The organism is Microbacterium umsixpiens (assembly GCF_053543675.1).
Genome location: NZ_JBLVOH010000041.1, coordinates 28,147 through 40,935, shown reverse-complemented (window position 1 = coordinate 40,935; position 12,789 = coordinate 28,147). Strand labels below are relative to the sequence as shown.

Genomic DNA, 12,789 nt, shown 5'->3' with positions numbered 1-12,789 from the left:
CACTCCACTGCTCACGCTGAGAGGCCATCGAATGCCAGGACTGATCACTGAAGCCATGCAGGCGCGACTCGACCTGGTCGGGGCGCGTCCCCGGGAACAAGACCTGTACGAAGGGGAGGGCACCGACTTCTATGAGCGACTCGTCGGCCCCGACCGTGCCGAGATTCGAGAGATGCTGGCACTCGCGAGAGATGCCGCGGGGCCTGTACTCGATCTCGCCGCGGGAAGCGGGAGAGTGACGATCCCGCTGGTGAGATCCGGCAAGCGAGTCACCGCCATCGACCTTTCGGACGACATGCTCGCCCACCTGCGACGCGCCTTGCCGGAGCGGTCGGCCGTCGAGTGCATAGTCGCGGACATGCGTCACTTCTCGCTGGAGGCCCGGTACGAGCTCGTCATCATCGGCGCGACGTCCATCACCTTGCTCGATCACGAAGGAAGGTCGCTTCTCTACGCGAACGTGCGGCGTCACCTCGCGCCCGGCGGCGTCTTCGCCTTCACCGTCGCCGCAGGTGCGTCTGCGCAGAGTCTCGCCGTGCCGACAGAGCGTGAGATCAGAGTCCCCGGTAGAGGCCAAGACGACATCTATCTCTTCTCCCAGCAGGTGGAAGCGGACGGCGCGGCGCGGGTGGTCAATTGGGTCCGTGCCTCAGACGTGACCCCTGGCGGCGAAGTCACCGTTCTCACCAGCCGATTGCAGCTGCTCAGCCACGAGGTTCTCGCGAGAGAACTCGTCGAAGCCGGCTTCCACGAACCTGCCGTATCTCCTGTTCGAACGCACCTCGGAGCGGAGATCCTCCTTCTCAAGACGTCGTGGGCGGGGGCCTGGGGAATGGCGGATGGCGATGTTTCCGACTAGTTCCCTTCGGAGGAGAAAGAGCTCCGCACCAGCACCGCTCACTGCAGACACGTGTCCGCTTCTGTCGACCGGAGTCACGTTCGTGGGAGTCGGCGATGAATCGACGGGGATAGCAGTGCTGCACGGCGTGCCTTCATCCAGGGTTTCGCGGCCGGTCGTCGACCTGCTGTCGGCGATGGACGGCACGACCTCGCTTCACGATCTGCATCTGCGCTTCGCCGCATCCGAATCCTCCGAGAGCTTCCTCCAGCTGGTCCAGCGTTTCCGCGCCACGGGGCTGCTCGAGGGCGACACCAAGCTGCCGCCCGGTCGGCTGACCTATCGGCCCCCGTTCACGCTGCAGATCGCAACCCTTCGTGCGGCCGCCATCTTCGGTCGACTGCACCGTCTGATCGCGCCCCTCCCACGCCGGGCGATCCTGGTATCCGTTGCGGCCGTGCTCAGCCTGGGGTTCGTGGCGGCCATCCTTCAGGCGAGAGAGCTGCTGAACGTCGTCACCACGCCCATGCCTTTGGGGGCGATCGTGGTTCTCGTCGCCGTCCTCGCGTGCCTCACCCTGCTCCATGAGAGCGCACACGGCCTCACACTCACGCGCTACGGCGGCAGGCCCCGGCGCGCCGGCGTCATGCTCTTCTATCTCGCTCCCGCCTTTTTCGTCGATGTGACGGATGGCTGGCGCCTGCCTCGCCGTCGGCAGCGCGTGGAAGTCGCTCTTGCCGGACCCGCCGTGCACGCCGTGGTCGCGGCGATCGCACTCACGGCGGCGCTGGTGGCTCCGCAACCGGTCGTCCGCGAGACCCTGCAGATCCTCGGTCTCTCCTGCACAGCCATCGTCCTCGTCAATCTGATCCCGTTCGTGCGGTTCGACGGGTACATCGCGCTCATGAGTGCGCTGGACGAGCCGAACCTCAGGAATCGGACGATTCGCGACGGAGCGAATTTCCTGACAGGCCTCCTCTTCGGCGGACGACGCATGAGCAAGAGCGTGAACACGTGGTGGAGCGTGCCGTTCGGCCTCGCGAGCCTCATCGCACCGATCGCGCTGGTGCTGCTCGCCGTCACACGCGCGGTCCGATCTCTGGCCGCGGGCGGACCAAGTCTCGGGATGTTCGTGGTGGCGCTGGAAGCCGTCGTCGTGCTCGTCGGGATGGGGCTTTTATGGAGGGCCCTGCACCGGGTGCTCCGGTCAGGTGTGTCGCGACTGCGCTTCATCTCGGTCTGCGCCGCGCTGGGGGCGATCATCGTGATCGCCGGAGCCGTGATCTCCGTACCGATGACCGCCACCTTCGGCTTCTCCACAGAAGGCGGTCGGGTGGTCCTTGTCCACGCCGACGGGCAAACGGCAGTGGAGGTGCGCGACGGGACCCCTATCGTGCTCTTGAGCAGCGGCATCCTGGGCAGCCGGCAGGTCGGTGAAGGAACCGCGAGACCGCAGCGACCCGAGCCCACGAGGGTGCCCCTCGATGCTCTGGTTCCCGCCACAGCGGCGGGCGTGTCGGTCTCGGCCGTGTCCTTCGCAGAAGTGGATGTATCCGACAGAGGCGGGAGCCCTCCCGAGGCCGGGCAGGCGAGGTTCGATCTCGGAATGGTGAGTCTGTGGGAGTTCCTCTGGGCCTCCGGCGTGATGCAGCCACTTTCGGCATCCCAGAACGAGAAGTAGGAAGAGGATCAGGATGAACGACCAAGCAATCGAAGTCCGAGCGCTCACCAAGCGATATGGGAACCGGACGGCCGTAGAAGAGCTGTCGTTCGCTGTGCCGCGCGGTTCCATCGTCGGTCTACTCGGTCCCAACGGCGCGGGCAAGTCGACGACTCTGCGCAGCATCGTGGGCCTGCTCGCGCCGACCAGCGGCGACAGCCTCATCGATGGTGCCCCGTTCACCGCACTCGACAACCCCGCATCCCACGTCGGCGTGCACATGGACGGCTTCGGGTTCGAATTGGGTATCACCGCGAGACGGCATCTGGAGATATCCCGACTCGCGGCCGGCGCATCTTCCGGCCGGGTCGACGAGGTCCTGGAGATGGTCGGACTCGCCCCAGACGCCCGTCGCCGTGTGAAGACCTATTCGACGGGAATGGCCCAGCGGCTCGGACTCGCTGCTGCTCTCATCGGTTCTCCGCGCACTCTCATCCTCGATGAGCCGGCGAACGGGTTGGACCCCGACGGCATTCGGTGGCTCCGCCGGTTCCTCCGCGGCTTCGCGGAAAGCGGCGGCACCGTCTTGATCGCCAGTCATCAACTGGCCGAACTGGAACAGGTCGTGGATGAGGTCGTCGTCATCAAGCGGCGCGCGCTCTACGCCGGGCGGCTCGGCGACCTCGTGACGAGCGACCGCGATTCTCTCGAGAGCAAGTACTTCGACCTGGTCGAAGGAGCACCCGCATGAGACGAGCCATTCGGAGCGAGGTGCTGCGCGCGGTGAGCGGCCTCTCCATTCTGCCCGTCTACTTCATCGCGCTCCTCATGCCCCTGTTCGTTCTCTTCTCCGACGGCTCCCGCTTCGATGTCGCCGGCGTCGAGGCTGGCGCTGCCACGACCCGGCTCCTGGAGCCGCTTGCCTGGTCCGCCATCGCCGCGGCGTTCGTCGGGGCATACGGTGTCACCCGCGAGTACTACTACGGCTCGATGGACAGGGCGCTGACCGGCGTCGGATTTCGTCGCGCATTCACGGGAAAGCTCGTCGCCGGTGCCTTCGTCGCGAGCGCACTGTCAGTGTGCATCTTCGTGCTGTGGACGGTGGGGGTGCACTTCCTTCTCGCTCAGAACGGACTCTCGCTCGTGCTCACCCAGGATGCCTGGCAGATATATGCGGGAGCTCTGCTCGGTTCCGTGCTCGGTGCCTTCGTCGGGGGCGCCGTCGGATGGATCACACGGAACTACTATGTGACGGCGGCTCTCGTTCTCGCCATCCCGATGGCGGTGGAGTTCGCGCTGCTGCGGAACGCACCCGAGCTGGCGCGGTTCTCGCCCGGGTTGGCTCTTGCCGCACTGAGCGTTCCCGGGTACCAGGATCAGCTGCTCGAGTTCATCCCCGCCCTCGCTGTCGCGCTCGCATGGGCTGTCGGCCTGGTCGCGCTCGCGTGGTACCGGAGACGAAGGGCCGCCTCATGATTCTGCGGGCTCTGCGCGCTCAGAGCCGGAGCTTCAGGGCCGACGTCGTCCTCCTCTGGAGCGCGGTTGCGGCATTCGTGATGTCGCTCTCCCTGGCGACGGGCGTCCCGCCGGAGTTCGCTGCTGCGCCTGCTGATGTCCGTGAGGCGCTCATGGCGCCCTTCGGGGCCGTGCTCGCGACCTATGGGGCAGTTGTCGCGGCTGTTTACGGTTCCTTCCGTTACACGGTTGACCGCCGAGATGGTGTCATCGCGCAGCGTCTGATGCTCCAGCCTCGGTGGGTGATCTTCCTCACCCGAATGCCCACTTCTGCGCTCGGCGGGGCGGTCGTCGCTCTCGCCGGCGTGGTGGGGGGTCATATTGCGCTGATGATCGCCATGGGCGGCATTCCCGTGCAGTGGTCATCGGTCGGCCCCGCCGTCGCGCTCGGCGCTGTCGCGGGCCTCTGGGGAATGGGGCTCGGGATCGTCATCCAGGCCCATCTGGTGGCTTTGTTCGCCGCATCCATGTCGATGGCGGCGGCGATGCTGGTGGCGCCCTTCTGGAGTGCGGGCGCCGCCTACCTTCCGCTTCTCGCAATGCTCGAAGCCCTTCAGCTCGACATCTCCGCCCTGGGAGTGGAACCGAAGGACACCCTCGACACATGGCTGGCCGCGCTGGTGGCAGCAGGGTGGGTGGTGGCGGCGCTCGGCGTTGGCGCAGTCGCGTTTCTGAAGCGCGACGTGAAGTAGCGCCGACAACTGGCATCAACCGGGGTTCCGCCCACCACCCGCAGCCGACGTAGGATTCCTGGGTGGCAACCCCCAAGATCGTCCTCTTCTACGCGTTCACGCCCCTCGCTGACCCCGACGCCGTGCGCGTCTGGCAGCGCGACATCGGCGAGGCGCTCGGGCTGCGCGGACGACTGCTCATCTCGAAGGACGGGATCAACGGCACGCTCGGCGGCGACATCACGGCCCTGAAGAAGTGGCTCCGTTCCTTCCGCTCGTACGCGCCGTTCGCGGACGCCGACATCAAGTGGAGCGAGGGGACGGGGCTCGATGCCGAAGGCCGCAGCCTCGACTTCCCGAAGCTCAGCGTCAAGGTGCGCGACGAGATCGTGTCGTTCGGAGCTCCCGGTGAGCTGCGTGTCGACGAGCACGGCGTCGTCGGCGGAGGCACGCGGCTGAGCCCCGAAGAACTTCACGGCCTGATCGAGGAACGCGGCGACGACGTGGTGTTCTTCGACGGCCGCAACGCCCTCGAGGCGCAGATAGGACGGTTCCGCGGCGCGGTCGTGCCCGACACCGAGACGACCCGGGATTTCGTGCAGCTCCTCGACTCCGGCGCCTACGACGATCTGAAGGGCAAGCCCGTCGTGACCTACTGCACCGGCGGGATCCGCTGCGAGGTGCTGTCGAGTCTCATGACGGCTCGCGGCTTCGGGGAGGTCTATCAGCTCGAGGGCGGCATCGTCCGCTACGGCGAGAAGTACGGCGACGACGGCCTCTGGGACGGGTCGCTCTATGTGTTCGACGGCCGTGGCTCCGTCGACTTCTCCGACCATGCCCGCGTCATCGGCGAATGCGTCGGCTGCGGAGCGCCCACCAAGCGCACCGCCAACTGCCCCGATCTCACCTGCCGCTCGCAGTTCGTGGTGTGCGAGGCCTGCGTCGCCGTGCCCTGCGCGGCGCACGCCGCCTGAACGCAGGTCGACCCGACCCGACCCGACCCAGCCGACCCGAGCCGAGCGTCCCGGAGCCCTGCCGTCAGACCGCCGCTCCCGGCTCGGCGGCCCGGGGCGCATACAGCGACCGCGGCAGCAGCGCGGCGCGTACCCGCGTCGGTCTATCGACGCTGGCGCGCAACTGCCTCAGCACCAGGCCCAGTGGCTCGGACAGATCAGTCTCCGCATCGCCGGAGCGGGCGTAATTGGACTGCTCGACGGCATCCGTGAGTCGACGCATCGCCGCCGCGTCGACCTGGTTCGACCGCACGAGACCCGCCGCACGCACACGTGGGGTCTCGGCATCGGACACGTCTTGTTGGAGGTCGATCAACGTGTCGCGGAGCTCGGCCCAAGCCGCCGCGGGGTCTCCGCCTCGCGCTCGGCTCATGCGACCGCGGCGCTCCACGACGCGGATGAGCGCCGGCAGCAGGAGCAGCACGACGACTCCGAGTGCGGTGAGCACGAGCGGCATCGCGTCGAGACCACGCTGTGCGTCGCCGTCCGCCGAGTCGCTGCCGGCGTCTTCGCGGTCCACCTCCGGCCCCGAGGTCTCTTCACTCTGCGGGGCCGTGGTGGGGACGGGGACGGACGGGTCTCCGGAGCCACCGCCCTGCGTAACTCCTGCGCGGAAGGCGGTCGGCACGCCCAGGGAGGCGGTCGGCTCGAAAGGAACCCAGCCGACGCCGGGGAAGAGCACCTCCGGCCAGGAGTGCAGCTGATCGCTGGTCACGGAGAACACCGATTCCGTGCCCCGTTTCTCGTCGGTGAGCGCGCCGGGCAGGTAGCCGACCACGATGCGCACCTGCATCCCCAGGCTCTCGGCCATCAGGGCGAAGGCGCCGGCGAAGTGCACGCAGTACCCCTTGCGCTCTTCGAGGAACTGCGCCACGGCCTCGGCCCCGGTGCCGTCGAAGCCCTCCTGCACTGGTGTCTCGAGGGAGTACGCGAACTGCGAGCGGAACCAGTTCTGCAGCGCCACGAGGCGGTCGTAGTCGGTGCTCGCGGCCGCGGTCACGTCGGTGGCCAGCTCGGCGATGATGCCCGGCAGCTCCACAGGCTCCGCCTCGGGATCGACGACGGGGCGTGCGGCGTCGATCGCGCGGATCTGCTCGAGCGTCGGGATCAGGCGGGATGAGGTGACGGTGTAGTCGTTGCCGACGGCATCGGCGCTGCGCGAGAAGAGCGTGCGGTTGTCGGGGGAGACCCGCCACGAGCCGCTCAGGCCCTGCACGGCGGTGGCCGGGTACGGCACCGGAAGCCACGAGCTCGACATCCGCAGCACCCGGATGGAGGTGTTCTCCTCCTCCGTCGCGATCTCCTCACCCCACTCCGGGGCGCCGAAGCCGTCGTCCTGCGACTGCAGGTCGCCTCGGTCGGGCTGCCAGACGCGTCCGTCGAATCGGGAGAGCGTCGTCAACCGCAGGTAGGGGGCGGTCTCGCCGTCCGCCGCCACGGTCAGCACCTCGACCGGGTTCGGTTGGCGCAGGTCGTCACCGAGGCGCAGCGATGCGTCGACCGTGACGCCGACGCCGGTGCCGGCCATGCTCGTCGCGATGGGCAGCGCGGGTGCGATAGCCACGGTCGTGACCAGCGCGGCGGCCCCGAGCGCGACGGCGAGAGACGTCGACGATCGCCGGGGCGATTCCGGATGTCGGCGCGCGGTGTAACGGAAGAGGAGCAGGCCCATCACGCCGTAGGCCACGAACCAGATCACGTTCGTGTCACCCAGCGTGATGATCATCGGCACCGCGCCGATGGCGCCGGTCAGCAGCGCAGCCAGCACGGCCGAGCGGTGCGCCACGAGCTGGTCGAGGAGGATCGCGACGATCGCGAAGCCGACGCCCATCGTGGCGGCGAGCCCGGGCGAGGCGTCGAGCGGCGCGGAACCGAACGCGACCTCCTCGAAGGCCGCGGCCCCGAGGGCTCCGAACACCGCGAGGGTGGTCGTCGTCGGGACCACCCCGAAGATCGCGGTGTCACCCGCGACGAGCAGCGTCACGGCGCCGATGGCCACGACGATCTGGGCGAGGAGGGTGCCGGTGTCCCGGACCCATGCCGCCCGTCGGCGTAGCAGGTGCCGCAGCAGCATGCCCGTCCCTGCCACGACGATGACCACGACGAGGACCGTGCCCGACCAGGTGCCCGGAGAGATGACCGACGTGTACGGCCACGTCGCCACCAGCGTCGCCGCAGCCGCCATCGCACCGGGGCCGACGACGCCGGTCGTCTCCTCGCGGTCGCGATGCCACCGTGGCGCGGTCGGCGCGGGGGCGGCCGCGGTCGGGGGCGACTGCTCAGCGCGGAACATCGCCGACCCCGATCCGCGCCGAGACGGCATCCTCCCACGCCTCGGCGATGTCCTCGCCGATCTCCACGACCGTCCAGCCGTGCGGGACGGAGGCCTCGGCGGCACCGGGCAGCAGCTCGGTGCTGAACAGCATGGGGGCGGTGGCTCCCGCCGGACGCAGCAGGGCGGCGTCCTCCTCATCGAGGCGCCCGGTGATGAAGACCAGCGGGCCGGGAGGCGTTCCTCCGATGAGCGACGCCAGGTCCCGACTCTCGCCGCGGGGTGTCACCATCGCCAGCGCCACGAGCAGTCCGTCACGGTCGTCTTCGTGCCCGCGCAGGGCGCCGAGCAGAGTTCCCGCGCCGTCGATCACGTCGACGCTGTAGCCCTCGGACGCGAGATGGATGGCGGCGGATGCGCACAGGGAAACGGCGGTCTCGAAGGAAGGATCGGCGTGGACGCCCGGCGCATCCCAGTGGCGACTGCTGCGGTCGAGCACGACGACCGCGTCAGGGCTCGACTCCTCCTCTTCCTGACGCACCATGAGCTGCCCACGGTGTGCGGTCGCCCGCCAGTGGATGCGACGCATCGAGTCGCCGGGGATGTACCCCCGCGGCGACAGGTTGTCGCTGCCCTGCCCCAGCCGCGTCGATGAGGTGTGGGCGGTGCCACCGGCGGCTCCGACCCGCACGGCGAGAGGGGCGAGGGCGAAGACCTCGGGAACGACCGTGACGCTGCGGGTGTCGCCGAACGACTGCTCGCGCTGCGCCAACCCGAACGGATCCACGGTGCGCAGCATGAGCGGGCCGAGGGGCCAGACGCCGCGTCGGACGCCCGTGATCAGGTAGCTGAGCTGCCCGGTCTCGGGTGGGTACTCGCCGCCGGAGTCTCCGGTGACGGCATCGGGCAGCACGTCGTGCCACAGCCCTCGCGGCACGCGAAGCGCACGCAGCGTGAAGCGCACCGTCACCCGCGAGGTCTCCGACACTGTCAGCAGGTCGGTGGAGATCTGACGGGTGACCGTCCCGGAGCGGCGGGGGAGGCGGACGGCGAGGAGTGAGAACAGCGTGAGGGCGGCGAGCAGCACCCCGATGTAGAGCAGGATGCGGGCGCCGACGACGTTGGCGGCGATCATGCAGCACAGTGCCGCGATGAGCGCACCGGCGCCGCGGCTTGTGAGGGATCGGCGTCGTCGCATGAGGGTCTCGGTCAGGAACGGGTCGCGACGGGAACGCGCACCCGCTCGACGATCTGGGTGAGTGCGGCTTCGACCGGCTGTGCGCCGGCACGGTGGGCGCCGCGTGCGGGAAGCAGCCGGTGCGCCAGCACGGGGATCAGCAGCGCGGTGATGTCGTCGGGGATGACGTAGTCGCGTCCGTCGAGGGCGGCCCACACCTTCGCCGCCCGGATCAGCTGCAGCGTCGCGCGGGGGCTCGCCCCGAGGTGGAGGTTCGGATCGGAACGGGTCGACTGCGCGAGGGCGACCGTGTACTCCTCCAGCGCAGGGGCCACGTGGACGGAGCGCGCCCACGCGATGAGCTGCGAGATGGACGCCGCATCGGCGACGGGCGTCACCGCGGCGAGCGGGCTCACCACGTCGCGCTGACGGAGCATGAGCGCTTCGGCTGCGGCATCCGGGTATCCCATCGAGATACGCATCATGAAGCGGTCGCGCTGCGCCTCGGGCAGGGCGTACGTGCCCTCCATCTCGAGCGGGTTCTGGGTCGCGACGACCAGGAACGGCTTCGGGAGCATGTGCGTGGCGCCGTCGACCGTGACCTGTCCCTCCTCCATCGCCTCGAGCAGCGCAGACTGTGTCTTCGGGGAGGAGCGGTTGATCTCGTCGGCGATCACGATGTGGGCGAACACCGCGCCGCGCTTGAACTCGAACTCCCGATCGACCGGGTTGTAGACCGAGACGCCGGTGACGTCGCCGGGAAGCAGGTCGGGGGTGAACTGGATGCGGCGCACCGTCGCGTCCACGCTCGCGGCCAGCGCCCGGGCGAGCATCGTCTTGCCGACGCCGGGCACATCTTCGATGAGCAGGTGCCCCTCGGCGAGGAGGCAGACGAGCGCGCTGCGCACGGCATCGGGCTTGCCGTCGATGACCTGGCCGATGGAGCCGAGGATCGCGGAGGTCTGCGCGGCGAACCGCTCGGCGTCGATCGTCACCGGGACCAGGGGGGCGTTCTCGGGCATGCGTTCCCTCTCACATCGGCGCTGCGGTGCGCGTTACTCGATCGTAACCCTGTGAAGGGGGTAACGCTCTGGCAGGTTCCCCTGAGCTCTCCGCCATCCGCGGTGACGGTTCGAACCACCCGGCGCATCGGGTTAGGATGGTTGACGGCTCTCCGCGTGGCGGCATCCAGGCCAATTCCCCCAGGGCGGAAACGCAGCAAGGGTAACCGGGCTCTGCTGGGTGCGCGGAGAGTCACTTTCTTTTTCTGCGGGTGATCCGCCGGACGCTCAGTCGTCTCCTGGCTGCACCTGCGACAATCATCCGGTGACCGTCACCCCGCCGCTGAAGACGCAGCATCCGCTCGGCCGATTCGCCTCGCCGGTGCTCCTGCTCGTCGCGATGTGGGTCGTGCAGTTCGCCGATGCGATCCTGCCGGGATCTTTCACCGGCTTCGGGTTGCGCTCCTGGGACGTCTCCGGTCTCGGCGGAATCGTGCTCGGCCCGCTCCTGCACGCGAATTGGCAGCACCTCATCGCGAACTCGGTGCCGTTCCTCGTGCTCGGCTGCCTCGTCGCGGTGGAGGGCACCCGCCGGTTCTGGACGGTCACGGCGATCGTCGCGGTCGTCAGCGGCATCGGCACGTGGCTCTTCAATGCTCCCGGCACGCTGACGGTCGGCGCCTCCGGACTCGTGTTCGGCTACTTCGGCTACGTCGTGATGCGGGTGTTCGCGCCGGGCCGGGTCGCCCACCGGATCCTCTACGCCGTCATCGCGTTGATCGTGCTCGCCCTGTACGGTGCCACGATGCTGGCCGGGGTGTTCGGCGTCGCCGAGGGGATCTCCTGGCAGGGTCACCTCTTCGGCGCGATCGGTGGCGGGCTCGCCGCCCTCATCGGCCGTCGCCCGCGAACAGAGCGCGGAGCGCTCGCGGCATGAGTCCTCGACGCGCGGCGTCGCCGGCGAAGCGCAGGCGGGCGACGACGAAGCCGAGATCGAAGCGGAAGAGCACGGCGCGGCGGCGCAAACCGGGCACGCGACGGCAGGCGGCGATCCGGCTCCGCCGCCGGAAGATCCTGCAGCGGGTGCTCGTGTCGACCACGGCCGTCCTGGTGCTCGGCGGGCTGCTGGCCCTCATCCCGCTCGGGCTCGCGCGCGACCCGGCACCGATCTGCATCGACGAGCCGCAGACGTTCCCGGAGGCGGGCATCGAGGGGTGGAGCGGAGAGCAGCTCGAGAATGCGGCGACCATCGTGCGCACGGCGGCCCGGCTGGGCTTCCCGCGAGAGGGGCAGATCCTCGGGGTGATGACGGCGATGGGCGAGAGCAGCCTGCGCAACATCGACTACGGCGACTGGGAGACGAGCGGGTTCACCAACCCCGACGGCTCGCGCACCACGAGCATCGGGCTGTTCCAGCAGCAGGACTGGTGGGGGAGTGCCGAGCAGCGGATGGATCCGGCGACCGCCACGACCCTGTTCTTCGACCGCCTCGGCCGGCTTCCCGACTGGCAGAGCATGCAGCCGTCGCACGCGATCCACCGGGTGCAGATCAACATGGATCGCGACTACTACTCCCGATTCCAGGCGGATGCCACGGCGGTCGTCGATGCGCTGTCGGGGCACTGCGAGTGACGCCGGCGCAATAGTTCCGGTGGCATGCCCGGTAGGTTCACGGATGCCGCGCCTAAGCTGAAGCTGTGGCGCAGAGCATCTACATCACCTCGGCCGAAGGCCATACCGGAAAGTCGACGATCGCCCTCGGGGCGCTCGACGCGTTGATGCGCGTCTCGCCGCGGGTGGGGGTGTTCCGCCCGATCGCGCGGTCCGTCACCGAACGCGACGACATCCTCGAGCTGATGCTCGCGCACGACGGTGTGCAGCTCGACTACGAGGACTGCATCGGCGTCACCTACGACGACGTGCGCAGCGACCCGGAAGCGGCGCTGTCGACGATCGTCGCGCGGTTCAAGGCGGTCGAGGCGCAGTGCGACTCCGTGGTGATCATCGGCAGCGACTACACCGATGTCGCCAGCCCCGCCGAGCTCGGCTTCAATGCCCGGATCGCCGCCAACCTGGGGGCGCCGGTCATGCTCGTGCTCAGCGGTCGTGATCAGCAGCGCCAGGCGGAGCAGCTGGGCACGACGACCGCTCGCGCAGCCGCTGCCGTCGGACAGATCGCAGAACTGGCGCTGTCCGAGCTCGCCGCCGAACGGGCCGAACTCTTCGCGGTCGCCGTGAACCGGGCAGACCCCGACGCGCTCGACGCCGTGATCGATGCCGTGCGTGCGGTCCTCCACGACGAGCGCACGCCGGTGTGGGCGATCCCCGAGGACCGTGCCCTGGTCGCCCCGTCGATCCGCGGCATCCTCGCCGCCGTCGACGGGAAGCTCCTCAAGGGCGACGACGACCGGTTGGCGGCGGAGGCGCTGACGATCGTGGTCGCCGGGATGTCGATGGTCAACGTGCTGCCGCGGCTCACCGAAGAGGCGGTCGTGGTGATCCCCGCCGACCGCACCGAGGTGCTCCTCGCTGCGCTGCTGGCCGACTCGTCCGGCACCTTCCCGCGCATCGCCGGCATCATCCTGAACGGCCCCTTCCCGCTGCCGGAGCCGATCCTCCAGCTGCTCGACGGATTCGCCTCC

At 69.0% G+C, this 12,789-nt stretch carries 12 protein-coding genes and 1 other RNA gene; 10 read left to right on the top strand and 3 right to left on the bottom strand.

The genetic code is table 11. From position 1 onward, the window contains the following. The 6 genes from mpaM to trhO form a co-directional block, all read left to right on the top strand. Positions 1–859: daptide-type RiPP biosynthesis methyltransferase (gene mpaM / locus ACNPM4_RS04665; protein ID WP_448984859.1), on the top strand; the 859-nt coding region annotated here is incomplete at its 5' end. Beyond that, positions 840–2,519 (top strand): daptide biosynthesis intramembrane metalloprotease, encoded by a 1,680-nt coding sequence (gene mpaP, locus ACNPM4_RS04660; protein ID WP_448984858.1) that lies wholly within the window; start codon positions 840–842, stop codon positions 2,517–2,519. The genes mpaM and mpaP, both read left to right, overlap by 20 nt. 13 nt (positions 2,520–2,532) lie before the next feature. Continuing rightward, complete coding sequence (locus ACNPM4_RS04655; RefSeq protein WP_105711377.1) at positions 2,533–3,249, top strand: ATP-binding cassette domain-containing protein; 717 nt, start codon at positions 2,533–2,535, stop codon at positions 3,247–3,249. Continuing rightward, positions 3,246–3,974, top strand: coding sequence for an ABC transporter permease (locus ACNPM4_RS04650; RefSeq protein WP_448984857.1), 729 nt, complete (start codon positions 3,246–3,248; stop codon positions 3,972–3,974). The genes ACNPM4_RS04655 and ACNPM4_RS04650 overlap by 4 nt, the downstream gene beginning before the upstream one ends. Before the next feature lie 80 nt (positions 3,975–4,054). Further along, positions 4,055–4,705, top strand: a complete 651-nt coding sequence (locus ACNPM4_RS04645) for a hypothetical protein (RefSeq protein WP_448984856.1) — start codon at positions 4,055–4,057, stop codon at positions 4,703–4,705. Positions 4,706–4,767: 62 nt separating this feature from the next. Further along, a complete protein-coding gene (gene trhO, locus ACNPM4_RS04640) occupies positions 4,768–5,658 on the top strand; it encodes an oxygen-dependent tRNA uridine(34) hydroxylase TrhO (RefSeq protein WP_448984855.1) in 891 nt (296 codons plus the stop codon). Between the two features lie 64 nt (positions 5,659–5,722). On the opposite strand, the gene ACNPM4_RS04635 is transcribed toward trhO, so the two are convergent. The 3 genes from ACNPM4_RS04635 to ACNPM4_RS04625 form a co-directional block, all read right to left on the bottom strand. Next, positions 5,723–7,990 (bottom strand): transglutaminase TgpA family protein, encoded by a 2,268-nt coding sequence (locus ACNPM4_RS04635; protein ID WP_448984854.1) that lies wholly within the window; start codon positions 7,988–7,990, stop codon positions 5,723–5,725. After that, the gene (locus ACNPM4_RS04630) at positions 7,977–9,104 is read right to left on the bottom strand and encodes a DUF58 domain-containing protein (protein WP_448984853.1); all 1,128 of its coding nucleotides are present in this window, start codon (positions 9,102–9,104) and stop codon (positions 7,977–7,979) included. The genes ACNPM4_RS04635 and ACNPM4_RS04630 overlap by 14 nt, the downstream gene beginning before the upstream one ends. A 74-nt stretch (positions 9,105–9,178) precedes the next feature. Further along, positions 9,179–10,168 carry an AAA family ATPase gene (locus ACNPM4_RS04625; protein ID WP_029261029.1) on the bottom strand — a complete coding sequence of 330 codons (990 nt, stop codon included), beginning with the start codon at positions 10,166–10,168 and terminating at the stop codon, positions 9,179–9,181. Between the two features lie 143 nt (positions 10,169–10,311). Here ACNPM4_RS04625 and ffs point away from each other — a divergent pair. The 4 genes from ffs to ACNPM4_RS04605 all read left to right on the top strand — a co-directional run. Next, positions 10,312–10,408: signal recognition particle sRNA small type (ffs, locus tag ACNPM4_RS04620), an RNA gene on the top strand. A gap of 64 nt (positions 10,409–10,472) precedes the next feature. Further along, positions 10,473–11,084 carry a rhomboid family intramembrane serine protease gene (locus ACNPM4_RS04615; RefSeq protein ID WP_448984852.1) on the top strand — a complete coding sequence of 204 codons (612 nt, stop codon included), beginning with the start codon at positions 10,473–10,475 and terminating at the stop codon, positions 11,082–11,084. 146 nt (positions 11,085–11,230) lie between these two features. Beyond that, complete coding sequence (locus ACNPM4_RS04610; RefSeq protein ID WP_448984851.1) at positions 11,231–11,779, top strand: hypothetical protein; 549 nt, start codon at positions 11,231–11,233, stop codon at positions 11,777–11,779. Positions 11,780–11,844: 65 nt separating this feature from the next. Beyond that, positions 11,845–12,789: phosphotransacetylase family protein (locus tag ACNPM4_RS04605; RefSeq protein ID WP_448984850.1), on the top strand; the 945-nt coding region annotated here is incomplete at its 3' end.

Excerpts from the sequence above, each read along its gene's own strand:
- mpaP (WP_448984858.1), top strand. The coding sequence starts at position 840 with ATGGCGATGTTTCCGACTAGTTCCCTTCGGAGGAGAAAGAGCTCCGCA.
- ACNPM4_RS04630 (WP_448984853.1), bottom strand. The coding sequence starts at position 9,104 with ATGATCGCCGCCAACGTCGTCGGCGCCCGCATCCTGCTCTACATCGGG.
- ACNPM4_RS04655 (WP_105711377.1), top strand. The coding sequence starts at position 2,533 with ATGAACGACCAAGCAATCGAAGTCCGAGCGCTCACCAAGCGATATGGG.
- ACNPM4_RS04650 (WP_448984857.1), top strand. The coding sequence starts at position 3,246 with ATGAGACGAGCCATTCGGAGCGAGGTGCTGCGCGCGGTGAGCGGCCTC.
- ACNPM4_RS04645 (WP_448984856.1), top strand. The coding sequence starts at position 4,055 with ATGTCGCTCTCCCTGGCGACGGGCGTCCCGCCGGAGTTCGCTGCTGCG.
- ACNPM4_RS04635 (WP_448984854.1), bottom strand. The coding sequence starts at position 7,990 with ATGTTCCGCGCTGAGCAGTCGCCCCCGACCGCGGCCGCCCCCGCGCCG.
- ACNPM4_RS04625 (WP_029261029.1), bottom strand. The coding sequence starts at position 10,168 with ATGCCCGAGAACGCCCCCCTGGTCCCGGTGACGATCGACGCCGAGCGG.